The sequence below is a fragment of the Anoxybacillus sp. P3H1B genome (assembly GCF_001560855.1).
Classification (GTDB): Bacteria; Bacillota; Bacilli; order Bacillales; family Anoxybacillaceae; genus Anoxybacteroides; species Anoxybacteroides rupiense.
Window position 1 is genome coordinate 508,472 of record NZ_LPUG01000009.1, and the last position, 24,778, is coordinate 533,249.

Annotated in this window: 19 protein-coding genes and 1 other annotated feature; of the genes, 2 read left to right on the top strand and 17 right to left on the bottom strand. The window is 44.0% G+C overall.

Annotated features, from left to right (window positions below):
• Nucleotides 1–6 precede the first annotated feature (6 nt).
• Both AT864_RS02840 and AT864_RS02845 read right to left on the bottom strand, forming a co-directional pair.
• Nucleotides 7–1,302 (bottom strand): folylpolyglutamate synthase/dihydrofolate synthase family protein, encoded by a 1,296-nt coding sequence (locus AT864_RS02840; protein WP_066146236.1) that lies wholly within the window; start codon nt 1,300–1,302, stop codon nt 7–9.
• A 221-nt stretch (nt 1,303–1,523) separates the two neighbouring features.
• Complete coding sequence (locus tag AT864_RS02845) at nt 1,524–4,166, bottom strand: valine--tRNA ligase (protein ID WP_066146239.1); 2,643 nt, start codon at nt 4,164–4,166, stop codon at nt 1,524–1,526.
• 52 nt (nt 4,167–4,218) lie between these two features.
• Nucleotides 4,219–4,457, bottom strand: a binding site (T-box leader).
• A gap of 154 nt (nt 4,458–4,611) precedes the next feature.
• On the opposite strand from AT864_RS02845, the gene AT864_RS02850 reads away from it, so the two are divergent.
• Complete coding sequence (locus tag AT864_RS02850; RefSeq protein ID WP_044742934.1) at nt 4,612–4,800, top strand: hypothetical protein; 189 nt, start codon at nt 4,612–4,614, stop codon at nt 4,798–4,800.
• Here AT864_RS02850 and ysxE read toward each other — a convergent pair.
• The 8 genes from ysxE to hemA form a co-directional block, all read right to left on the bottom strand.
• The gene (ysxE, locus tag AT864_RS02855; RefSeq protein ID WP_183186540.1) at nt 4,747–5,802 is read right to left on the bottom strand and encodes a spore coat protein YsxE; all 1,056 of its coding nucleotides are present in this window, start codon (nt 5,800–5,802) and stop codon (nt 4,747–4,749) included. The two genes, AT864_RS02850 and ysxE, sit on opposite strands and share 54 nt — an antisense overlap.
• Before the next feature lie 83 nt (nt 5,803–5,885).
• Entirely contained in the window at nt 5,886–6,929 is a 1,044-nt protein-coding gene (gene spoVID, locus AT864_RS02860) for a stage VI sporulation protein D (RefSeq protein ID WP_066146242.1), read from the bottom strand.
• 132 nt (nt 6,930–7,061) lie between these two features.
• Nucleotides 7,062–8,357: a glutamate-1-semialdehyde 2,1-aminomutase gene (hemL, locus tag AT864_RS02865; RefSeq protein WP_066146245.1), complete on the bottom strand. Its 1,296-nt coding sequence runs from the start codon at nt 8,355–8,357 to the stop codon at nt 7,062–7,064.
• 13 nt (nt 8,358–8,370) lie between these two features.
• Nucleotides 8,371–9,348, bottom strand: a complete 978-nt coding sequence (gene hemB / locus AT864_RS02870; RefSeq protein WP_044742938.1) for a porphobilinogen synthase — start codon at nt 9,346–9,348, stop codon at nt 8,371–8,373.
• An 18-nt stretch (nt 9,349–9,366) separates the two neighbouring features.
• Nucleotides 9,367–10,134 (bottom strand): uroporphyrinogen-III synthase, encoded by a 768-nt coding sequence (locus AT864_RS02875; RefSeq protein ID WP_066146248.1) that lies wholly within the window; start codon nt 10,132–10,134, stop codon nt 9,367–9,369.
• Nucleotides 10,131–11,066 (bottom strand): hydroxymethylbilane synthase, encoded by a 936-nt coding sequence (gene hemC / locus AT864_RS02880; protein WP_066146251.1) that lies wholly within the window; start codon nt 11,064–11,066, stop codon nt 10,131–10,133. The genes AT864_RS02875 and hemC overlap by 4 nt, the downstream gene beginning before the upstream one ends.
• 14 nt (nt 11,067–11,080) lie before the next feature.
• Nucleotides 11,081–11,914: an inner membrane protein YpjD gene (locus AT864_RS02885; protein WP_044742941.1), complete on the bottom strand. Its 834-nt coding sequence runs from the start codon at nt 11,912–11,914 to the stop codon at nt 11,081–11,083.
• A gap of 16 nt (nt 11,915–11,930) precedes the next feature.
• Nucleotides 11,931–13,271 (bottom strand): glutamyl-tRNA reductase, encoded by a 1,341-nt coding sequence (gene hemA / locus AT864_RS02890; protein WP_066146254.1) that lies wholly within the window; start codon nt 13,269–13,271, stop codon nt 11,931–11,933.
• Nucleotides 13,272–13,950: 679 nt separating this feature from the next.
• Between hemA and AT864_RS02895 the strand changes: the two genes are divergently transcribed.
• Complete coding sequence (locus tag AT864_RS02895) at nt 13,951–14,436, top strand: LiaI-LiaF-like domain-containing protein (protein WP_066146257.1); 486 nt, start codon at nt 13,951–13,953, stop codon at nt 14,434–14,436.
• A 134-nt stretch (nt 14,437–14,570) separates the two neighbouring features.
• On the opposite strand, the gene yihA is transcribed toward AT864_RS02895, so the two are convergent.
• The 7 genes from yihA to leuD form a co-directional block, all read right to left on the bottom strand.
• A complete protein-coding gene (yihA, locus tag AT864_RS02900) occupies nt 14,571–15,152 on the bottom strand; it encodes a ribosome biogenesis GTP-binding protein YihA/YsxC (RefSeq protein WP_066146260.1) in 582 nt (193 codons plus the stop codon).
• A complete protein-coding gene (gene lon, locus AT864_RS02905) occupies nt 15,149–17,473 on the bottom strand; it encodes an endopeptidase La (protein WP_066146263.1) in 2,325 nt (774 codons plus the stop codon). Before lon ends, yihA begins: the two co-directional genes overlap by 4 nt.
• Nucleotides 17,474–18,099: 626 nt before the next feature.
• On the bottom strand, nt 18,100–19,761 hold the full coding sequence (lonB, locus tag AT864_RS02910) for an ATP-dependent protease LonB (protein WP_044742947.1): 1,662 nt from the start codon (nt 19,759–19,761) through the stop codon (nt 18,100–18,102).
• Nucleotides 19,762–20,160: 399 nt separating this feature from the next.
• Complete coding sequence (gene clpX, locus AT864_RS02915; protein WP_044742948.1) at nt 20,161–21,426, bottom strand: ATP-dependent protease ATP-binding subunit ClpX; 1,266 nt, start codon at nt 21,424–21,426, stop codon at nt 20,161–20,163.
• A gap of 267 nt (nt 21,427–21,693) precedes the next feature.
• Nucleotides 21,694–22,980: a trigger factor gene (tig, locus tag AT864_RS02920; protein ID WP_066146266.1), complete on the bottom strand. Its 1,287-nt coding sequence runs from the start codon at nt 22,978–22,980 to the stop codon at nt 21,694–21,696.
• A 137-nt stretch (nt 22,981–23,117) separates the two neighbouring features.
• A complete protein-coding gene (locus AT864_RS02925) occupies nt 23,118–24,089 on the bottom strand; it encodes a hypothetical protein (protein WP_066146269.1) in 972 nt (323 codons plus the stop codon).
• An 81-nt stretch (nt 24,090–24,170) separates the two neighbouring features.
• A complete protein-coding gene (gene leuD, locus AT864_RS02930) occupies nt 24,171–24,770 on the bottom strand; it encodes a 3-isopropylmalate dehydratase small subunit (RefSeq protein ID WP_066146272.1) in 600 nt (199 codons plus the stop codon).
• Between the last annotated feature and the right edge of the window lie 8 nt (nt 24,771–24,778).

The window sequence follows — 24,778 nt, forward strand, 5'->3', positions numbered from 1 at the left end:
AATATATTAATTTTTTAAAAACTTTCGTACTTCTGAAATATAATAAAGCGATCCCGTAATTAAAAAAAGATCTTGTTCTGTATATTTTTCTTGTTTTTCAGTCAGCCATTCTTGCCAATTCTCCGTACATGCTTTATTTGGATGTGAGCATAGCTCCTCGAGCTGTTTAGCCGTCGCTGCCCGCGGAAAATCGAACGATGTGAACGTGATCGAAGCAGCCATATTCGCAAGTGGCTGAATCATTTTGTTGAGCGGTTTATCTGTTAAAGCGGCAAACAAGATATGCACAGCTTTATCCGCATAATGTGTTTTTACCGTTTCAATCAAGCTCTGAATCCCTTCCTCATTATGAGCTCCATCAATAATCATGAGCGGTTCATTAGAAATCCTTTCAAAGCGCCCCAGCCATTGCGCCTGTTCAATTCCACTGCGAATATGAGATTCTTCAATAATAAAAGAATAATAGGTCCGCAAATAATCAGCGGCCATGACGGCAAGCGCCGCATTTTTCACTTGGTGCGCTCCAAACATCGTCGTTGCTAAAAGAGGATATTGGGCAAACGGCGTTTCGACGGAAAATTGCTCTCCTGTCTCTATTGGCTCAAAGTCTGCTGCGGTAAAATCACGGTCAAGAATATAGGCCTTCGCTTTTGCCTCAGCTGCTCTCTCTTTTATAACCTGAAGCGCCTCTGGTTGCTCAACAGCCGTGATCACGGGAACTCCCGGCTTGATAATGCCCGCTTTTTCAAATGCGATTGCTTCAAGCGTTTCCCCTAATATATGCATATGGTCATACCCGATGTTTGTAATAATCGATAGCAATGGATAAATGATATTCGTGGAATCGAATCGCCCTCCAAGGCCTGTTTCTATCACAACCACATCTTGAATGTTCACTTTGCCAAAGTAATAAAACATCATGGCTGTAATGATTTCAAATTCGGTCGGCTCTCCAAGCTCCGTTTTCCCTAACTCTTCAGCAAGCGGCTCGATGGTTTGCGCAAGCTGAAGCAGCTCCGCATTGGAAATCGGCTGACCGTTCACACTTATCCGTTCGTTGAATTGTTCAACATAAGGAGACGTGAACGTTCCGACTGAATAGCCCGCTTCCTGTAAAATTTGTCGTAAATAGCAAAGCGTCGACCCTTTTCCGTTTGTTCCTGCAATATGAACAGCTTTTACTCGGCGCTCTGGATGGCCAAGCTTGTCCATCATCCATTCCATCCGCTTTAATCCTGGCTTAATTCCCAAGCGTAACCGTTGATGAATCCATTTGAGTGCCTCATCATATGTTTGGATCATGTTCTCTCCTCCTCACGGATTTTTTGCGGCAAGCAAAAGGAAGACGGAATCCTACGCATGGACCCGTCTTCATCATATATGACCGATTCAGCTATTGTCTATCCTCAGATGTGTTGATGATCCAATAAAATCCTATTGACATTGCTTAATTCCTAGCTTTTCTGCCATATTCGCCAAGCCATTCGCTTGCCGACTGGGCATGCATCATCAACACTTGTGGTCTATCCTTTTAATTCAGCGATGCGCGCCCGCACAGCATCGCGTTTTTCCATGTAGTCTTGTTCTTTTTTGTGTTCTTCCTCAATGACATGCGCCGGCGCTTTGCTGATGAAGCCTTCGTTGCTTAGTTTCTTCTGAACTCGTTCTACTTCTTTATCGAGCTTTTCAAGTTCTTTTTCTAAACGCTTTAATTCTTCTTCAATATTGATAAGGCCCTCAAGCGGCAAGCTGAGCTCTGCGCCGGTAACGACCGCTGTCATCGCTTTTTCAGCTGCAGCTATATCTGTACCAATCACCAGCTCGCTAGGATTGCAGAAGCGTTCAATGTAAGCGCGGTTTCGCTCAAGCGTTGCTTGAATAGCAGCATCCTTTGCTTTAATATGCAGTTTAATGGGCTTGCTTAACGGAGTATTCACTTCCGCGCGAATATTGCGCACGGCACGGATTATATCAACAAGCAGACGCATTTCTTCGGCCGCTTCACGATCTGTCCATTCAGAACGCACCTTTGGCCAAGATGCGACCGTAATGGATTTGCCTTCATGAGGCAAATGCTGCCAAATTTCCTCGGTAATGAACGGCATAAATGGATGCAGCAGGCGCATCGTTTGATCAAGTACATAGGCAAGCACCGAACGAGTAGTTTTTTTGGCCGCTTCATCAGCGCCATATAGGGGCAGTTTCGCCATTTCAATGTACCAGTCGCATAGATCGTCCCAAATAAAGTTATAAAGAACGCGTCCGACTTCGCCGAACTCATATTTTTCTACAAGCTTTGTAACCGTTTCAATCGTTTCATTTAAACGAGTTAAAATCCATTTATCAGCAACGGATTTTTCACCGTCCAAATCAATCTCTTCATACGTTAAACCGCCCATATTCATCAGGGCGAAACGTGAAGCGTTCCATACTTTATTGGCAAAATTCCATGTTGCTTCTACCTTTTCCGTGCTGAAGCGTAGGTCTTGGCCCGGCGAGCTGCCTGTCGCTAAGAAATAACGCAGCGAATCAGCGCCATATTGGTCGATGACGTCCATCGGGTCCACGCCATTGCCGAGCGATTTACTCATTTTTCGTCCTTGAGCATCGCGTACCAAGCCATGGATCAATACATCTTTAAACGGACGAGTGCCGGTAAATTCAAGAGCTTGGAAAATCATGCGCGATACCCAGAAGAAAATGATGTCGTAGCCTGTTACAAGCACATCCGTTGGATAGTAGCGCTGATAATCACTTGACTCTTTATTTGGCCAGCCCATTGTTGAAAATGGCCACAATGCCGAGCTGAACCATGTATCTAATACATCTGGATCTTGTTCCCAGTTTTCAATATCTGCCGGCGGTTCATGATCCACATAGATGTCACCCGTTTCTTTGTGATACCAAGCCGGGATGCGATGTCCCCACCATAATTGCCGTGAAATACACCAATCGCGGATATTTTCCATCCAATGTAAATACGTTTTCTCAAATCGCTCTGGCACAAAGTTGACTTTGTCCTCTCTTTTTTGCCATTCAATCGCGGCTTCAGCAAGCGGCTTCATGTTCACGAACCATTGTGTTGATAAATACGGCTCGACAACAGCTCCGCTGCGCTCGCTATGGCCCACAGAATGCAAATGCTCTTCAATTTTAAATAAGACGCCTTGCTCTTGGAGATCCTTGACAATTTTCTTGCGGCATTCAAAACGGTCCAATCCTTTATACTGCATAGCGTGATCGTTCATTGTTCCGTCTTCGTTCATGACGAGAATGCGCGGCAGATTATGGCGATTGCCGATTTCAAAGTCGTTCGGATCATGTGCAGGAGTAATTTTGACAGCTCCAGAGCCAAACTCCATATCGACGTATTCATCGCCAATAATCGGGATTTCCCGACCGGTAATCGGCAGAATCACCGTTTTGCCAATTAAATGTTGATAGCGTTCATCTTCTGGATGCACGGCCACTGCTGTGTCACCAAGCATGGTTTCTGGACGCGTTGTCGCTACCTCAATATATCCTGAGCCGTCGGCGAGCGGATAGCGCATATGATAGAGCGCACCTTGCACGTCTTTGTAAATCACTTCAATATCTGATAAAGCGGTTTTTGTCACTGGATCCCAGTTGATAATATATTCTCCGCGATAAATCAACCCTTTTCGGTAAAGGGACACAAATACTTCACGCACCGCCTTTGATAACCCTTCATCTAAGGTAAAGCGCTCGCGTGTGTAATCAAGCCCAAGGCCTAATTTTGCCCATTGCGCACGAATATGGCTCGCATATTCCTCTTTCCACTTCCATGTTTCCTCCACAAATTTTTCTCTCCCTAAATCGTAACGAGAAAGTCCCTGATTGCGCAGTTTTTCTTCCACCTTTGCCTGCGTCGCAATACCTGCATGGTCCATTCCCGGAAGCCATAACACATCATAGCCTTGCATTCGCTTAATGCGTGTGATAATGTCTTGCAGCGTCGTATCCCACGCATGTCCTAAATGCAGTTTTCCTGTTACGTTCGGCGGCGGAATGACGATGGTAAACGGCTGCTTGTCTTCTCCGCCAGCCGCTTCAAAAAATTTGCCTTCAAGCCACCATTGATAGCGATTCGTTTCAACCGCTTTATGATCGTACTTCGTCGGCATCGTCAACTCTTTTGTATCCATCTGTTTATCCCTCCTAATGATGTTTCTGCAAAATAAAAAACTCCCTTCATCCGAAAAGGACGAAAGGAGATCTCTTTCGCGGTACCACCTTTTTTCCTAAGCAAACCAAAAAACGCTTAGGCACCTCAGGCATTAACGGCTGCAACCGGCTTCTTTTACTAAGCTAAGCGCTGTTCAAAGAAGCAGCTCAAGGGCGACCTTCCAACGATAACGTCCTAGGAAATCTCGCAGCTATTGATTTCCCTCTCTGAAAGGGTTATTCGTTGTACTCTTCCCTGTCTTCGCTTTTCATCTGTTCACTATACATACTACCGAAAAACCAATTTCATCGTCAATCATCTTTTCCATCTTTTTATCGGTTTATTCTTATCTTTGATTTCCGGTGACAAAAAACGTTTGGTTTCATACTGTAATAGTAATGGCTGATAGAAAGGAGGGAGCATCCATGAAAAGGTTTAATCCATATTCTTGGCCGCCATGGCTTCGGCAAATTCGCATCGTTTGTGTGCAAATCATTATTCCGATTACGATTTTTCAGGCGGTTCGAACGATTTTCTTGCCAACGACCTTCGATGTCATCTTATTGGCGATCTTCATCTTGCTGGCGATCGCTTTCCGGCTCGAGTGGATTTAGGGTTTGCTCTTCCCCCTTTTTTTCATTGATCTGGACAAGCCGCATCATGATATATTCTATGTGCTTCATTCTCCAATATTCCCGATGCAGCTGCACAACGCTATCGTATTCGCTCTTTTTCTGCTTTTGTTCTCCATATCGGGAAATCAATCGATAGAAGTGAGACGGAGGAGCGGCGTGGCTCATAAAAAAAGCCCTCTCTTCCTCCTGAATCATCAATTGCCCTTCATATTCGCTGAATCCCTGAATCCAGCTTTCATCCATTGGCGGCGCGATCCGCACGTAGTCTTGTAAAGATAGCCATACATCGGCAAGCGGCGAAGCCCAGCGCGCCCGTTCCCAGCTTAAAAAATACCGTTTTTCCTGATGATGGTTAGGAATATAATGAGATAACGCCGGCTTTCCATGGATGAAAGAAATCCGCCACTTTTTTTGTTCTTTTATTCGTTCATACCAAGTTTCGAGCTGCGTCTCCGCAAACCAGTATGCCTGCATCGTTTCACGAAAATACGTACAAAAGTGCAGCTGAAAGGGGGACATATACCACTCTTTCTCGCATTGCTCCGCATAAGCTTGCAAAAATGAGCGCTGCTTTTCCCATTCCTGCTTCTGTGCCTCGTAATATTTTTTCACTTCTTCTTGATTGATTGGAACCTCTTGCAGCGTCTGGCGATGCAGCCACGCAAGATCGCGAAAAAACGAAAGAAAGCGGTTCTCCTCACGCTTTTCCTCGCCGGATATCCACGGCATTAAATAATAATAGCGGCCGGCTTCTGCGACAAATGGCGCCCCATTTCTCGCGGCGTAAATGGGCACGATATGCGGTCCGTAAAACCGATACGCTTGCTCCACTGCCTGAAGGCTTTTTTGGCTTTTGATTTCCTTGAGCACAAAAATCCCTTCATTTGTATATATTTTTTTCACCTTTCCATCATTCACAATATGGGAAGGCTGCAAATGATATTGTCTTAAAATGACATGGTCATCCAATCGCGTATTCAAAAAAATCCCCCTTTCCTTGCATTCGAAAAGAAATCTCCCACTTTTTCGCTGTGATAAGACGTGAAAGTGGGAGATTTTTAGGCTTACGGGCGGCTATTGGCCGGCACGGGGATATATAATAGCTGTCCTTCACGAAGCTCAGCTTCATAGTCAAGCTGGTTGGCCCTTAATATTTGTTGGATGCTTAAATCGTAACGCTGTGCAATCTTGTCCATCGAATCGCCTTGCTGAACAATGCAAATTTTTAGTCTTGAAAAATCTTCTGCTTGATCCTTTGAAAACAACTGTGTTAAATAGAGAGCATTTTCTTTTCTCTGTTTTTTTGTTTCTTCGCCCTCGACAGCTTGATGGTTTTCCTGATCCTTATGCTTGGATGCTCCAATTGATACTTTTGTTTCATGCTCTGGCGCTTCATTGTTTTCGTTGTTGGCGATCAACGGACCGTGATTTTCAAACTCCGGCTCTGTCTCTTCATTTTCTTCAGCTTGGTCGAAAATAGGATTCCAATGCTCGTTGTCTTGTTCAGCATTTTCATTACTCCATCCATGGTTTTCGAGATTCTCTTCGTTTTCCGCATGGATGCTGGATTCAAAGCGGCCATATTCATCTTCATATTCTTCATCATAAAGTTCCTTGCGCGCCACTGTTTCAAACGGCTCGAACCATGGTTCCCCATCTTCATCCTCGGCTTCATCATCCGTGTCTTCACTGATTCCGCTTATCGAAATATCCGCCATTAACGAGAGACGGCCATCTTGCCCTAAATCATAATCAAATGATTCAATCGTGACATAAACATCTTCCAAATTCACAATCCGGTTCTTCGGAATGGTAATATCGACAGGAAATCGATGAAACAGCTCCGTGATTCCATCTTCACGTGTTTCAATGTGCTGAATAAACCGATGCGTACCAAAGTCGTATAATTCTACATCTTCTCCCTCTTCATCATCTGCCATACGATATTCTCCGCTAAGTTCAAGCGCTCCGCGAATGGTAATATAATGCTCGTATTCATCAACGGAAATGACCGGATCTAAAGACACTGAGAGAAACTCTTGGACTTCCTGTCCCTTTTTAAACCAGATCGCTTCCTCAAGCGAAAAGCGCAAATATGATTGATCCAAACGTACTCCTCCTTCCGTTTCTTTCGTCCAAACTTTTTTATAATGACATTATCAATTTATGAGCGTGAAAAAAAGAATATGAATAAAAAAATGGACTGTGCCTAACGAAAGTACACAGTCCATTTGTCTCCATTATCGTTTTTCCTTCAGCTTAACAAACGCTTTTTCCGCTGCTTCAATCGTTTTTTCAATATCTTCATCCGTATGCGCAGTCGATAAGAACATGCCCTCAAATTGAGACGGTGGCAGGAATACGCCTTGCTCAGCCATTTCGCGGTAATAAGCGGCAAACATCTCAAGGTCGGAGGTTTTCGCTTTTTCATAATTCACGACTTTTTCATTTGTAAAGAAGAAGCCGATCATGGAACCAGCGCGATTGATCGCATGAGGAATATCATACGCTTCTGCCGCTTTTCGCAATCCTTCCTCTAAACGATCCGCTTTTTTCTTAAATTGTTCATATGTTTCTGGAGTGAGCTGAATTAATGTTTCATATCCAGCTGTCATCGCAAGCGGATTGCCCGATAACGTACCAGCCTGATAGATCGGACCGCTCGGAGCAATACGTTCCATGATCTCCGCTTTGCCGCCATATGCGCCAACCGGAAGACCGCCGCCGATGACTTTACCAAGACAGGTTAAATCCGGAATAATGCCAAAATAGCCTTGGGCACAGTGATAGTCAACACGAAAACCTGTCATTACCTCATCAAAAATAAGCAATGCCCCGTATTCATTCGTAATGTCCCGCAATCCTTGTAAAAACCCAGGCAGCGGCGGAACGACTCCCATATTTCCGGCAACCGGTTCAACAATGATCGCAGCAATGTCTTCACCAAATTGTTCGAAAGCATATTGGACACTTTCTAAATCATTATAAGGCACCGTGATGGTATTTTGCGCGACGGATTTCGGCACGCCCGGGCTGTCAGGTAAACCAAGTGTCGCTACTCCTGATCCGGCTTTGATTAATAACGAGTCGCCATGCCCATGATAACAGCCTTCAAATTTAAGAATTTTGTTTCGTCCTGTGTAACCACGAGCTAGACGCAACGCGCTCATCGTCGCTTCTGTTCCGGAATTGACCATGCGCACAATGTCTATCGATGGCACACGCTCGATCACAAGCTTTGCTAGCTCGTTTTCCATTAATGTTGGCGCGCCAAAACTTGTACCGTTTTCCGCTACTTTTTTCAGCGCTTCGACCACCCGTTCATTTGCATGTCCGAGAATAAGCGGTCCCCATGACAAAACATAGTCAATATATTCGTTTCCGTCGATATCATAAATCTTGGAGCCTTTTCCGTGCGCCATGAAAATTGGGTCCATGTTTACGGATCGAAAGGCGCGAACGGGGCTGTTCACCCCTCCGGGCAGCAGCTGCACCGCTTCTTGATAGGCTCGTTTTGAACGTTCGTAGCTTCTCATCTTCCCTCGCCCCCTATTCTTTGAGCCAGCGGGCTACATCTTTTGCGAAGTAAGTTAAAATTAAGTCAGCGCCGGCCCGCTTCATGCCAAGCAGCATTTCCAGCACAATTTGTTTTTCGTTCACCCAACCGTTTTGCGCCGCAGCTTTGATCATCGCGTACTCCCCGCTCACATTGTATGCCACAATCGGAAGGTGAAAACGGTTTTTCATATCGCGGATAATATCTAAATAGGCAAGAGCCGGTTTTACCATAATAAAATCGGCGCCTTCAGCCACATCGGACTCAGCTTCGCGAAACGCTTCAAGTCTGTTGGCTGGATCCATTTGATAGGTCTTGCGGTCTCCAAATTGCGGTGTGCTATTAGCGGCATCACGAAACGGTCCATAAAAAGCAGAGGCATATTTCACAGCATAAGACATAATCGGCACGTGAGCAAAGCCCGCTTCATCCAGCCCACGGCGAATGGCCGCCACAAAGCCGTCCATCATATTGGATGGCGCGATAATATCTGCCCCGGCACTTGCTTGGCTCACCGCTGTTTTTACAAGCAGTTCAAGCGATGGGTCGTTCAATACTTCCTCCTGTTCGACAACGCCGCAATGTCCGTGGCTTGTATATTCGCACAAACATGTGTCGGCAATTACCACAAGATCAGGAAAGGATTGTTTTACTTGGCGAATGGCCTTCTGCACAATGCCATGCTCACAATATGCTTGAGATCCTACTTCATCTTTTTCGTTCGGAATGCCGAAGATAATGACAGATTTAATTCCGAGCTCTACCGCTTCCGCAATTTCGTCGTTTAAGCGATCCAATGAAAATTGGTACACTCCAGGCATTGATGGAACTTCTTGTTTTACATTTTCTCCTTCGATCGCAAAAACCGGATAAATGAAATCTTCTACATGAAGATGTGTTTCCCGCACCATCGCCCGTAAATTCTCCGTTTGCCGCAAACGGCGGTGGCGGTGAAATTGTAATGCGTCCATCGTTTTCCCTCCAATAAATCAACGGTTTATAAAAAATTTTTCCATCGCTTCTATCATATCATCAATTGTATATTGATCAGGACAAATATGTACCGTCAAACCGAATTGTTCGGCCGTATGCTTAGTAATCGGCCCGATGCAGGCAATAACGCAAGATTCGATTAATTCCTGCCAGTTCTCCCCTTCAACCATTTGCATGAAGCTTTGGACCGTTGACGAGCTTGTAAAGGTCATAATATCTATCGCTCGCTTGCTCAATAAATGAAACAGTTCTTCCTTGCCGCTTTCATTAAGGTGTGTTTCATAAACAACGAGATCGGTAACCTCCGCTCCAAGCTCGGCCAGCTCTTCCTTCAGATTCGGTCGCGCCAGGTTTCCTCTGACAAGCAAGATTCGGTCGCCGGGCTCAATCGCTGCTTTCATCGCCTCTGCCAGTCCCTCGGCAACAAACCGATCTGGTATGATATCGGGATGAATGCCCCTTTTTTCTAAAGCGTGAGCCGTTTTTGTGCCAACGACCGCTACATGAGGAAGCGTCGTCTTATCGGTTATAAATGAAAAGAAAAAGCGGACACCGTTTGCGCTTGTAAACACAAGCCAACGATAGCTTGATAAACGGCTAAGACATTTCTCTACATGCTCCCGTTCCGTTACAGCTGAAATAGAAATTAACGGAATTTCTATCGGACAAGCTCCCGCTTTTCTCAGCTTGGCTGAAAATTCATTTGCCTGCTCCTTCCCTCTTGTGACAAGGATGCTTTTCCCTTGCAAAGGAAGTGTTTTCATGATTGATCTAACTCCTCTTTCAGCCGATCAATCAATGCTTTGGCTCCAAATTCCGCAAGCACCTCGGCTGTTTTTCTTCCTACTTCCTCCGGGTCGGTTCCGACAGCCATATCTTTATAGACTTCTTTTCCATCAGGAGAAGCAACAAGACCTGTAAACACGACTTCATCTCGCTTGTTCACATAACCGTATCCGGCAATCGGAACTTGGCAGCCTCCTTCCATTTCCCGCAAAAAGGCGCGTTCTGCAAGAACAGCGCGTTCCGTTTCACGATCATTTAATTTTTGCAGCCATTCTAGCAGCTCTTCATCGTCTTCACGGCATTCAATCCCTAGCGCTCCTTGGCCGACAGCCGGAAGGCAAATATCCGTCGATAAATATTCCGTCACAACCTCCTCAGCCCATCCCATCCGCAAAAGGCCTGCCGCAGCCAAAATGATGGCATCATATTCATCTGTTTGTAATTTGGCTAGCCTTGTATCAATATTGCCGCGAATCCATTTTATTTGAATGTCAGGGCGCCTTGCCAACAGTTGAGCAGAACGGCGCAGACTGCTCGTTCCAACCACCGCTCCGCTTGGAAGCTCTGCAAATGAAAGCCGCTGTTTGCTAATCATGACATCGCGAGGATTTTCCCGCTTCGGAACGCTGCCAATGGTTAGTCCATGCGGCAAGATAGCCGGCATATCTTTCATGCTATGAACGGCCATATCAATCTCCTTATTCAGCATGGCTTGTTCAATTTCTTTCACAAATAGTCCTTTTCCACCAACCTTGGACAACGTCACATGTAAAATTTGATCGCCCTTTGTTACCATTTCCCTAACTTCAAATTCGAACGGCGCACCAAGCTCCTTCAGCTGTAAAATGACCCAGTTTGTTTGCGTTAAAGCAAGCTTGCTGCGGCGCGAACCGACAATAATTTTCCGCATATGTTCTTCCTCCATTATGAATACCAAAGATGGAACTTCGATAAGCTACCAAATAAGAAAAAGTTGATCAGTAAAAAGAAAAATGATCCGATATTCCACAATGCGATCGTTTTGCCGCGAATTCCTTGAACAATTCTCTTGTAAAAATAAAAGCTGTACACTGCAAGCACCAAAAATGAACCAAGCACTTTTGCATCATACCAGTGAAAATGTTCAATTTTAATATAAGCCCAAATGAGCCCTAAAATAAGTCCAAGAAGCAACATGGGCAATCCGATTAAATTTAAAATATGGGACATTTCCTCCAATTTGGTTAAGTCCGTCATTCTCAACAAGCGTTTCCCCCATTTTTTCTGCTTTAATAAATGATACTGAATCATGTATAAAACAGAAAAAACAAACGATAGAGAAAACGCCACATAAGCGAGAATGGCCATCGTAATATGAATAATCAGCAATTCAGAAATAAGCTTTTCCGCCGTCGCTTCCGATTGATAATGAGCAGGCGCAAACGTATGCAGCGCCAACATAAAAAAGGCGAGTACGTTTGTAAAAAACACGATAAAATCCACACGCAGCAAACGGTTGATAACAAGCGACAGCGTGATCAACACCCACGCATAAAAATAAAGGCCTTCCGACATCGTCAAAATCGGAAAACGCTTCGTTTCGACGATGCGCAGCAAGAAAAAGGCGGTTTGAAAAACCCAGACAATAGAAAGTAACCAGAAGGCCGTGCGGTTTGCCTTCCGGTTATGATGCAAAAAATCTATAAAATATAAAGACACAGATAATGCGTACAAAAGTACGGACATTTCGTACAACCTTGTCACATTCATCTCTAGCATTCGCAAAATTCCTCTCTTATGGCTGTAGAGATGGTACAACCGAGCGTTCAGCATCTACGCGAGGATCGCGAGATGGTTTGGGCACTTGCAAGGCATCTTCAATATTAAAAATTTTCGCAAACAGCTGAAGCGCCTCTTCTGCGTTCGGTTCAGCCGCTAATTCCTTGGCACGCAAAATCGGGTCGCGCAACAATTGATTGATAATGCTTTTCGTATGCTTATTTAACACTTTCCGGTCACGCTCCGACAAATGCGGCAGCTTCCGTTCGATGCTTTGCATCGTTTCCTCTTGAATGGCCAATGCTTTTTCGCGAAGCGCGGCAATCACCGGCACAACGCCCAATGTATGGAGCCAATGCTGAAATTCCACCAATTCAGCTTCAATCATCATTTCAATTTGTTCTGCTGCTTTTTTGCGTTCCGCCAAATTCGCTTGAACAATTCCCTCTAAATCATCAATATCGTACAAGAAGACGCTGTCAAGCTCCGAAAGCGCCGGATCCAAGTCGCGCGGCACAGCGATATCCACCATAAAAAGCGGACGGCCTTTCCGCATTCTTTCTACATGCGTCATCACTTCCTTCGTAATGACATAACCTTTTGCGCCTGTGGAGCTGATTAAAATGTCGGCATCAATCAAGGCGCACTGCAGCTCAGAAAGCGGCTTCGCATTCCCTGAAAATTTCTCAGCTAAATGCTTGGCCTTTTCAAATGTGCGGTTAATAACCGTCACTTGCTGCACGCCGCTTCCATAAAGATTTTGCAGAGCCAGTTCCCCCATTTTTCCGGCTCCAATAATCAGAACGCGCTTAGTCGATAAATCTCCAAAAATCTTTTTCGCTAATTCTACGGCCGCATAGCTTACAGACACGGCATTTGAACCGATTTCTGTCTCAGAATGGGCACGTTTGGCGAGCGTAATGGCTTGCTTAAATAGCTGTTTAAAAATCGTGCCAATCGTGTGTTCCTCTTGAGCAAGCAAAAAGCTAGCACGCACTTGTCCCAGTATTTGCGTCTCGCCTAAAATCATCGAATCTAAGCCGCAGACGACACGAAATAGATGCTCGATCGCCGCTTCATGCTCCAAAATCGTCAAATATGGCGTCAATATTTCCTTTTCAAGCTGAAACCAGTTTGCTAAAAACGTTTTTATATAATAGCGCCCAGTATGCACTTGGTCGACAACAGCATAAATTTCTGTGCGATTGCACGTCGAAATGATGACGTTTTCTAAAATGCCCTTTTGCTGCTGCAAAAGCTTCATCGCTTCAACCAATTCCGATTCGCTAAATGCAAGCTTTTCACGAATTTCTACAGGGGCCGTTTTATAATTTATGCCAACGACAAGAATATGCACTTTTCCTATACCCCCTCAACGAAAGTACATGACATCTCCATATATTATAGCATGTATATGGACAGGATACCGAAAAAAAATTTGAACACAATTTGAAAGTCTATGATAAACTTTTATACAGAATCACACCAGATGTTTGACTGATCCGAGATCATGTTTCTCCCATATGTACCTTAACAAAAAAAGCGGCATTCATCAAGCTACGTTTATTGTATAAGTGCCGCTCGCAAATAAAATGGCGGCTTCGCAACCCAAAGCGTACGCGCGCCGAAAAACAGCATAAGCGCCAGTAAGGGGCTCATTGCACCGGTCGGACGACCGAACAGTATCGTTTCTAAACAAATTCATTGATCTAGGAGCGGATATTGTTTAGCTCTTGTTCACCGCCTACCGTCGAGGAAATGGGGCTCTGCTTTGGGATGAACGATATGTTCCAGATTTTAAGACTATACAACTTCAGGATGGAACGAACGCGATCTATAAAAGGTCACAGGCTTGCTTTTTTATCACGCATCTTTGTGACGAAGGTGGGAGCCATGCCGCTTTCAGCTTCCATTCATCCTTCTGTGAAGCGGCGTAGCTCAACCACCCGACTGTAGAAAACGGCCTAAACTCCCTATCGCTGCAGATGTGAACATCATCAAGTTGCATCATCATATATAGAAATGAGGAGAGACGGATGAAAAAACACGGAATTTTTTCCGGGATTGTGCTGGTTGGCTTAGGAATCTATTTTTTAGGAGGACAGTTGCAGCTTGCGTTTTTAAAAGTGTTTCAAGGCTGGCCGGCTTTGCTTGTTATTTTTGGAATGGCTTTGCTTGGACAAGCATATTATGCCCGTGAATATCAGCACATCTTTCCCGGTACGGTGCTATTAGGCTTTGGTCTTCATTTTCTTCTTTCTCAGCTGTTGCCAATCTGGCCGAAGCATATCGGCGTCTTGTTTTTGATTATTTCACTGGCTTTTTTCCTCAGTGCTCGAAAAATGAAAACCGGATTTGTCCAAAGCTTGCTTTTTTTTATTTTAGCTTGTTTTATGCTGTTTTCTGATCGGTTTAGCGATTTTTTTCTCCTTTTTCAAACAAGCATTTCTTCGATTTGGAGATTTTGGCCGTTGTTGCTGATTCTTTTTGGTTTATACATATTATTTGTTAAAAAGAAATAATTCATGCGGTACCCGGCATAAGAAGCTGTCTTCGCCCTGATTCGAACCGAAAAAACCGGAAGAATGGATGATGCTTAAAAAAGAAGGTAGACGAAGTAAAAGGATTTCGTCTACCTTCTTGTATTTGGACTTCATTACATTCTGCGCAATAAAGCGGACCACGCTTCTTCTTTTCCTTGCCCGGTTTCTGCTGAGAAAAGAATCACTTCATCCTCTTTCGCCATTTTTAATGTTTCCCGAACGACTTTTTGGTGCTTCGGCCATTTTCCTTTTGGCACTTTATCGGCCTTCGTCGCAACCACAATGGTTGGGAGCTGATGATATTTTAAAAATTCGTACATCATCACATCATCCTTCGTTGGTGGATGACGCAAATCGATCACTAATATCACGGCTTTGAGCTGCTCTCTTGTTGTAAAGTACGTTTCCATCATTTTTCCCCAAGCTTGCCTTTCCTGCTTTGAGACTTTAGCAAATCCATAGCCTGGAACATCGACAAAATAAAACGCTTCATTAATAAGATAGAAATTCAGCGTCTGCGTCTTTCCGGGTTTCGAAGAAGTACGCGCCAAATTTTTACGGTTAATCATTTTATTGATAAAGGACGATTTTCCAACATTCGAACGCCCTGCCAATGCAAACTCTGGAAGCATGCCAGCCGGATATTGCTCCGGCTTGACTGCGCTTATCGTAATTTCAGCTGCTGTTACCTTCATAGCTTATCCCCTACTAATGCATGTTGTAATACTTCGTCTAAGTGAGAGACAAGGATAAATTCCAAATCTTTTTTCACGATATTTGGAATATCCTCTAAGTCTTTTTCATTCTCTTTTGGCAAAATAATGGTTTTCAATCCCGCGCGGTGGGCGCTTAATGTTTTCTCTTTTAATCCGCCGATCGGCAACACACGGCCACGCAAAGTAATTTCACCCGTCATCCCGACAAAACGGCTGACGGGCCGTCCTGTCAAAGCAGAAATCAAAGCCGTGGCAATGGTAATTCCCGCTGAAGGCCCGTCTTTTGGAATCGCTCCTTCGGGAACATGAATATGAATATCATTTTTCTCATGAAAATCCGGACTGACTCCAAGCTCTTCAGCACGAGAACGGATATAGCTGAAGGCGGCCTGCGCCGATTCTTTCATGACGTCACCCAGTTTTCCTGTCAGCACTAATTTTCCTTTTCCAGGAGTGACGGAAACTTCAATGGATAACGTATCTCCGCCAAATGGCGTATAGGCAAGCCCTGTTGCTACTCCAATTTGATCTTGCAGCTCCGCCTGGCCGTAACGATACTTCCGCTTTCCTAAAAACTCTTCAAGGTTCTTTTCCGTCAATACTACTCGTTTCTTTTCTTCAGATACAATGAAGCGGGCCGCTTTTCGGCAAATGGCGGCCAGCTGACGTTCTAGCTCGCGCACGCCGGCTTCGCGCGTATAATAGCGAATGATGTGTAAAATGGCTTCATCGCGCATTTGCAAGCTCGCTTTTTTCAAGCCATGTTCCTTCAGTTGCTTTGGAAGCAAATGCTGCCGCGCGATATGAAGCTTCTCAACCTCTGTATAACCAGGTATCGTAATAATTTCCATACGATCCAATAGCGGCTGCGGAATGGTAGCAAGATTGTTAGCTGTTGCAATAAACATGACTTTTGATAAATCATACGGCTCTTCAATATAGTGGTCGCTGAATGTATGGTTTTGTTCTGGGTCAAGGACCTCCAGAAGCGCTGCTGATGGATCGCCGCGGAAGTCACTCGACATTTTATCAATTTCATCAAGCAGAAAAACGGGATTAATGGTGCCCGCTTTTTTCATTCCTTGAATAATTCGTCCCGGCATCGCTCCCACGTATGTGCGGCGATGTCCGCGAATTTCCGATTCATCGCGCACTCCTCCTAACGAGATGCGAACAAAATGACGGTTCAGCGATTTAGCGATAGAACGAGCAAGCGATGTTTTTCCGACTCCCGGCGGACCAGCTAAACAAAGAATCGGACCTTTTAGTGATTGGGTCAATTGCTGTACAGATAAATATTCGAGCACCCGTTCTTTCACCTTGTCCAACCCGTAATGCTCTTCATGCAGAATCGCTTCCGCTCGCTTAATGTTATGAATATCCTCCGTTTGTTTTTTCCACGGAAGGGCAAGGAGCCAATCAAGATAGTTGCGGATTACCGAGCTTTCCGCTGAAGTAGACGGGACCTTCTCATAACGGTCCAGCTCTTTTAAGGCTGTTTCCTTTACATGATCCGGCATTCCAGCCGCTTCGATTTTTTCTTTAAGTGTTTCAACCTCTCCTGTTTTTCCTTCCTTTTCGCCAAGCTCTTTTTGAATGGCCTTCATTTGCTCGCGCAAATAGTATTCCTTTTGGGTCCGTTCCATCGACTGCTTCACACGCATACTAATTTTTTTCTCCAGCTGCAGCACTTCTTTTTCGTTGTGAAGCACTTGAATAATTTTATGAACTCGTTCCTTAATATCTACTGTTTCTAAGATTTCTTGTTTTCCTTCAAGCTTCAGCGGCAAATGTGAAGCAATAATATCAGCCATCCGCCCTGGTTCATCAATGTCAGCTACAGAAGCAAAAATATCAGCAGAGAGTTTTTTCGATAAATTTATGTATTGCTCAAAATATTCAAGCATGGTCCGTTTAAGAGCTTCGTCTTCTAAATCTTTCACTTCGGGATCAACAAATTTTTCGGCCTTGACGATAAAGCAAGGCTCTTCATGAACCGTTGCTATGATTTTCGCCCGGCAAATCCCTTCCACTAATACTCTGAACGTTCCGTTCGGAAGCTTTAACAGCTGCTTCACACGCGCCAGCGTTCCCATCTCATATAGCTCGTCCACACTCGGTTCATCAATCGAAACATCCTTTTGTGATGTAAGCAAAACGATATGATCCTCGACCATTGCCTTTTCCAACGCTTGAACCGACTTTTCTCGGCCGACATCAAGATGCAACACCATCGTCGGGAATACGAGCAATCCCCGCAATGGAAGGAGGGGAACGATGGTCTCTTTCTTTTTCGCCACGGCAAACACCTCCACACTTCACTTTCTATTCGTCTATTGTATAGCACCATCATATGTTTGTAAAATCAGAAGTACATGGATTCATCTATAAAATTCATGCTCCCTATTTCTCCTATCTACAAGCGCACCCCAAAGATGGAACAACTTGATTTTATGGAGAAAGGAAAACAAATTCTTCCGACCGTCGCAGATAAACCGCACAAGCGTGTAACCAAGCTTCGAGCCATACCTTTTTCAGACTAAACGATTCATTGTTTTAAGCGTCCGATCGGTGCATAATCCAGAGCTACATGTGCAAGGCTCCGCTTTCCCTATAATAGACTAACGCTATTCTTTCTCGATATAGAACCGGGTGGATCTTGCGCTTGTTTATTTAAGCAACGTAACGATAGAACTCTCATTGGATGCGCCAACATTCCTCCGTATATGACGGTCCGACCGCCGAAAGCAGCAAATTTTGCGTTTGAACGAGCATCGATTCTTGTTGGGAGACCATTCGCTCATGGATCGAATGCCGAATCATGAACCGTGATAAGATCGATCAGATTTTCGCGGCGAATTTCTTTCAACAAAGAAAAGCCGACTTTGACGCAGCGAACATACAGCGCGCCAAAGCCGTCATTTCACTACACGAACTTCGTCTCAGATTGATCGGCAGCAGCTGGAATCGAGCCATCTCTTTCCTGTCCGAATAAAACAGAGAGGACGTTTTCTAAACGGCGGACAGGGATGATTTCAATACCGTTGATTTCATTGAGCATGGATTGCATGTTTTCAAATGGAATGATCACTTTTTTCGCTCCTGCTTGTTTGGCCGCCTTTACTTTCGGAAAAATTCCCCCCACGGGCTTAACATGGCCATGAATGCTAATTTCTCCCGTCATGGCGATCGTCGGATCTACCGGCAGACGATAAATGGCGGAATAAATGCCTACTGCCATTGCAATTCCTGCGGATGGACCATCAACCGGAATACCGCCTGGGAAATTTACGTGGATATCATAGCGATCGGCTGGGACCCCCATCGCCCTTAATGCCGTAATCACGTTTTCAATCGAGCCGCGTGCCATACTTTTTCGACGAATCGATTTTTCTCCGCTGCCGATGCTTTCTTCTTCCACAATCCCTGTAATATTGAGTGTTCCCTTTTCTTTTGTCGGCAGGGCGGTCACTTCAATCTCCAACAACGCCCCGGTATTCGGCCCGTACACGGCTAGACCATTGACGAAGCCGACCGTTGAGGTTTCGTGAATTTTCTTTTCATACCTTGGCGAAAGCTGGCTCGAATGAATGACCCATTCGATATCTTTATCGAGAATCGTATCGCGTTTTTCAGAAATAGCAATCCCTGCGGCAATTTGCATTAAATTAACCGCTTCGCGACCATTTCGCGCATGCGTTGCCAAAAGGCGGATGCCGTTTTCTGAAACATTCAAGTGAATCTTCTCCGCCGCCTTCCGAGCAATGAGCGCCACTTCCTCTTGATCAAGCTCACGGAAAAATACTTCAAGGCAACGAGAACGAATGGCCGGAGGAATTTCATTTGGCGTCCTCGTCGTTGCCCCGACAAGACGAAAATCGGCAGGAAGACCATTTTGGAAAATGTCGTGAATATGAGTCGGGATTTGTGGGTTTTCTTCACTATAATAGGCGCTTTCGAAAAACACTTTTCGATCCTCAAGCACTTTAAGCAGTTTATTCATCTGAATAGGATGCAGCTCACCAATTTCATCAATAAAAAGAATTCCTCCATGCGCGTGTGTAACAGCTCCCTGCTTTGGCTGCGGAATGCCAGCTTGTCCCATCGCCCCCGCCCCTTGATAAATCGGATCGTGGACAGAGCCGATAAGCGGATCGGCAATGCCTCGTTCATCAAATCGAGCGGTGGTCGCATCTAGTTCCACAAATACCGCATTTTTTTTAAACGGCGAAACCGGATTTTTTTTCGCTTCTTCTAATACAAGGCGAGCAGCCGCTGTTTTTCCAACTCCCGGAGGCCCGTAAATGATGACATGCTGGGGATTGGGCCCGCACAATGCCGCTTTCAATGCCTTAATGCCATCCTCTTGTCCGACAATATCGCTGAAATGCTTTGGTCTCACCTTTTCAGCAAGCGGTTCTGTTAAAGAAATTGAACGGAGCTTTCGAAGCTGCTCCATTTCTTTTCGCGATTCTTTATCAATCGAAACCTTCTGGGTACGTTGATTTTTGAGCAAATTCCAAAAGTAGAGACCGATAATGACCCCAAAAAATAGTTGCACAAATAAAGCGATGTTTGTCCAGTTCATTAGCTTAAATCCTCCTGCTCCAATAAGTATGTAGTACGTATAGTATCTCCTCCTGGAAGCAGGAATAAACAAAAAAGAAGCTGCCTTCTCTCAAGACAGCTTCAGACTGTTCACAAACGCTTCGATCCTGCGTCACCGTCCTCGCTCATCCGCGCTGATGAACATCTTGGTTCAATCTGCGTTTTCGCTCGGCTCGATTCATCTGCCACAAGCATTTTCGACTGCCTGAGGCAAGAAAACGCGAAATAAACGGTTGCATGAACCTCTCCTCTCTTCCACTTCGCTTAGAGAGGGGGGGACTTCTCGGTGGATGGTATTCAAGCGCTTGTAGCCAAAGTCCTTTTGACTTTGGCTACAAGCTTGGAAGCTGTTTTCTCTCAAGAACCGCTTCATATGCCGTTAAGCAGACGTTTTGCGCTCCTGCTCCACAACCGTACCGTCGTGACGGATTAATTTCGGCGCTTTCGCATCACGCACGGTCTCTGCTGTAATCACACATTTTTGCACATCTTCGCGGGAAGGAAGCTCAAACATTACATCAAGCATGATTCCTTCAATGATGGAGCGAAGACCACGAGCACCCGTTTTTCGCTCGATCGCTTTTTTCGCAATCTCAGAAAGTGCTTCTTTTTCAAATTCAAGTTCCACATTATCAAGTTCAAGCATTTTTTGGTATTGCTTGACAATCGCATTTTTCGGCTTCGTCAAGATTTCGATTAACGCCGCCTCATCAAGCGGTTCTAAGCTTGTAATAACAGGCAAGCGTCCCACAAATTCCGGAATTAATCCAAATTTCAGCAAGTCCTCCGGCAATACTTTTGATAGCAAATTCTTTTCATCTACATCGTTTTGCTGCGTTTCTGCGCCAAATCCGATTACTTTTTTGCCAAGACGACGTTTAATAATCGGCTCAATTCCGTCAAACGCACCGCCGCAAATGAATAAAATGTTCGTTGTATCAATTTGAATAAACTCTTGATGCGGATGCTTCCGGCCGCCTTGTGGCGGAACGCTGGCAATCGTGCCTTCTAAAATTTTTAAAAGCGCTTGCTGCACTCCTTCTCCGGATACATCACGCGTAATGGATGGATTCTCCGATTTGCGGGCAATTTTGTCAATTTCATCAATGTAAATGATCCCTTTTTCCGCCTTTTCCACATCATAGTCAGCAGCTTGAATCAATTTTAGAAGAATGTTTTCGACATCTTCACCGACATAACCGGCCTCTGTTAACGAGGTGGCATCAGCAATAGCAAACGGCACATTTAAGATGCGCGCTAACGTCTGAGCAAGCAATGTTTTCCCGCTTCCAGTCGGACCAATCATCAAAATATTGCTTTTTGATAGCTCAACATCGTCGACCTTGCTGTTGGAGTTGATCCGTTTATAATGATTATAAACAGCAACTGCCAGCGATTTTTTCGCTCGATCCTGGCCGATGACGTACTCGTCTAAAATCTCTTGAATTTCTTTTGGCTTCGGAACATCTTTAAATTCAAATTCCTCTTCATTGCCAAGCTCTTCCTCGACAATTTCAGTGCAAAGCTCAATACACTCATCACATATGTATACTCCAGGACCTGCTACTAGCTTGCGGACTTGATCCTGTGTCTTTCCGCAGAAAGAACATTTCAATTGCCCTTTCTCATCATTAAATTTAAACATGCTTTCACCCCTTGCTCTAGAATTCACATCGCTGGTATGTACTACATTTGTTTAACTTTCCACAATTTATTCTGTATTATCAGCTTATGTATTCGTCATTTTATCATAAATCATTATACAAACGCTAATAAAAAATCATTACATATTTGAAAAATTAGAAAATTCTCAACTATGATATATCGTATTCATTTATGAAAGAACAAGGCACGAACTGCATCGCGCCTTGTTCTTATGAATGCGCAGAGAGCAATAGGCTTCTTCGCTTTTTTATTGAGCAGCTGTGCTATGTTCCACAAGCAAATCGACCACTTTGCGGAATTTCACATCTTCCTTGACAACTTCAAGATTTCCTAGCAGCTCTTTAATTTTGTCAACCGTCAAATTATAAGCTTCAGCCATTTTTTCAAGCTCTGCATTTACTTCTTCTTCCGTTGCTTCAATGTTTTCAGCTTTCGCAATCGCTTCTAACGTTAAAGAAATGCGTACGCGCTTTTCTGCGTCCTCTTTCATTTGTTCGCGAAGCGCTGCTTCATCTTGTCCAGAGAATTGATAGTAAAGGTTGAGATTTAATCCTTGCATTTGCAGGCGTTGATCAAATTCGCGTAACATGCGATCTGTTTCTGTTTTAATCATCGCTTCAGGGATGTCGATTTCTGCATTTTCTGCTGCCTTTTCGACCACTGCGTCACGAAGCGCTGCTTCTGCTTCGTTCTTTTTTGTTTCCTCTAATCTGTTGCGTGTTTTCTCTTTCAATTGCTCTAGCGTTTCTACTTCCTCATCGACATCTTTAGCAAATTCATCATCTAACGCTGGCAATTGCTTCGTTTTCACTTCATGCACCTTGATTTTGAAGACTGCTGGTTTTCCAGCCAGTTCTTCGGCATGATACTCTTCAGGGAACGTCACTTCGATTTCTTTTTCCGCTCCTGCTTCCAATCCGATTAACTGGTCTTCAAAACCAGGAATGAATGTGCCAGAACCGATGACAAGTGAATAGTTTTCAGCCTTTCCACCTTCAAACGGCTCTCCATTTACAAATCCTTCAAAATCAATGACCACTGTATCGCCGTCTTCTACTTTTCCTTCTTCTTTTACCACAAGCTCAGCATAGTTTTCTTGAAGACGTTTTAATTCATTTTCAACATCTTCCTCTGTCACTGTATCATCTTGCTTTTCTACTTGAAGCCCTTTATATTCTCCTAACTTCACTTCCGGCTTTACTGTTACTTTTGCTTTAAAAATTAAGCTTTTTCCTTTTTCAATTTGTTCAACATCAATATGCGGATAGTCAACAGGCTCAATTCCTGTTTCTTCTACTGCGTTCGCATAAGCCTCAGGTAATAAAATATCAAGAGCATCTTGATATAACGCTTCAACACCAAAACGCTTCTCAAATAGAGAACGCGGAACTTTGCCTTTGCGGAATCCTGGAATGCTCACATTTTTCACTACTTTTTTAAATGCAGCATCTAATCCTTCGTTTACTTTTTCTGCATCTACTTCAATAGTAAGAACGCCTTCGTTCCCCTCTAATTTTTCCCATTTTGCTACCATACTTTTCCCTCCAACACAAAATCATCTAAGTCAGCACCATCAAATAAGCATGTATGTAAGCAACAGATGTAAAGATATACGTAATACAACCATTATATTATAACATACAATCATAAGGTTTCAATATAAACGATAGATTAAATGAAAGAAATTTCTTCTATTTCATAAAGTTTTTCACATAGTTGTGTCACTTCTTGTTCACAAACATGATAACGTTCTGCGATTTCGGTTATTGTCATTTCGATTCCTTGAAGCCGACAGGCTGACAAATGCAAAGCCGCAATCCACGTCTCCTCAGAAACCGGCAAAGGGGCAAAAGGATACAGCGTGTAAATATAGCGCATCCAAATATGCGAAGCCGTCTCATATAAGCTCGGACTATCGCTTCCTAATGTTCGTTCTAGCTTTTGCAATATATCGGTTGCAAATTGTGTTTCTATCGCCTCGTTTAGCTGTTCGGGAATGATCGTCATGATTTTTCCGAATTTATGAATGACTAGTTCCTCGCTCACCTTTTTGGCCGTAAGCAAGCGCAGCAACATCGTTTTGGCCATCGGATGATTGTCTTCATTTGCTAAATATTGCTTTAACATCGGGAGCAACGGAACGATATGTTCGTTTTCTAGCCGTTGGATCGCTTTGAGCTGATCTTCGATACGCTTGGATTGAAGCAGCTGCTCAATCTCTTCATTAGAACTGGCGGAAAAAGATGATCTCATTTTTCGGCTAAAGCGCAATAATTGAAGCAGCTGCTCTCGTTCATGTGGATGGAGCTTTTTATCTTGCAGAGCTGTCTCAAGCATTTCATCAGCCTCTGCATATTGCTCTAAATGAATTAAAATGGATAAATAAAGCTGAAGAAGCTCTATATCCGTCACCTCTTGCTTCTTCCAAAGCAAATGCTGGCATCTTTGCTTGGCTTCCTCCCATTCTCCCATTTCAAACAGGCAGAGAATGATGCTCAGCTCTACTTCAGACTCCTTCGTTCCTAATTTTTGAGCCTCAGTAAGAAAATAAAGCGCATCCTGATATTTTTCTTCTTTCAATGCTTCTAGACCCTTCTCTAGCAGCCTTTTTCTTAAATTTGGAAATGGAATAATATTCCCCATCTTCACTCACCGTTTTTTAATTTGGTTATCAGTATACCAATATTCCACAAAAAAGCCAACTCTGTAACAGAGTCGGCTTCTCTACTCATTCAAATGACCAGCGTTTTTTTTTTCATATTCTTCGATATACGATTCATACATAAACGTCAAATCAATTTCATCCCATCCCTTTAATAATAGCTGCTTTCGATATGAATCAATTTCAAACGTACGGTTAAATCCGCTTTCGTCATATATGCGTTGTTCCTCTAAGGAAATGGTTAATTCATAATCGACGCGCTTGCTTTTATGCAAAAGATATTCGACGTCATGTTTGGCAAGACGAATCGGCAGCAATCCATTTTTCAGGCAGTTATTATAAAAAATATCGGCAAACGAAGGAGCCACCACCGCTTGAAATCCATAATCCTGTAACGCCCATGGAGCATGCTCGCGGGAGGAGCCGCAGCCGAAGTTTTCATTTGCCACAAGAATGGTGGCTCCTTCGTTTTCAGGCTGGTTTAATTCAAAATGAGGATTGAGAATCTGGCCATCGAGATAGCGCCAATCATAAAATAAAAATTTCCCAAACCCTGTTCTTTCAATTCGTTTTAAAAATTGTTTTGGAATAATTTGATCGGTATCAATGTTCGCGCGATCTATTCCGACAACCTTTCCTTTATGGATAGTAAATGGCTGCATGCTTTTCT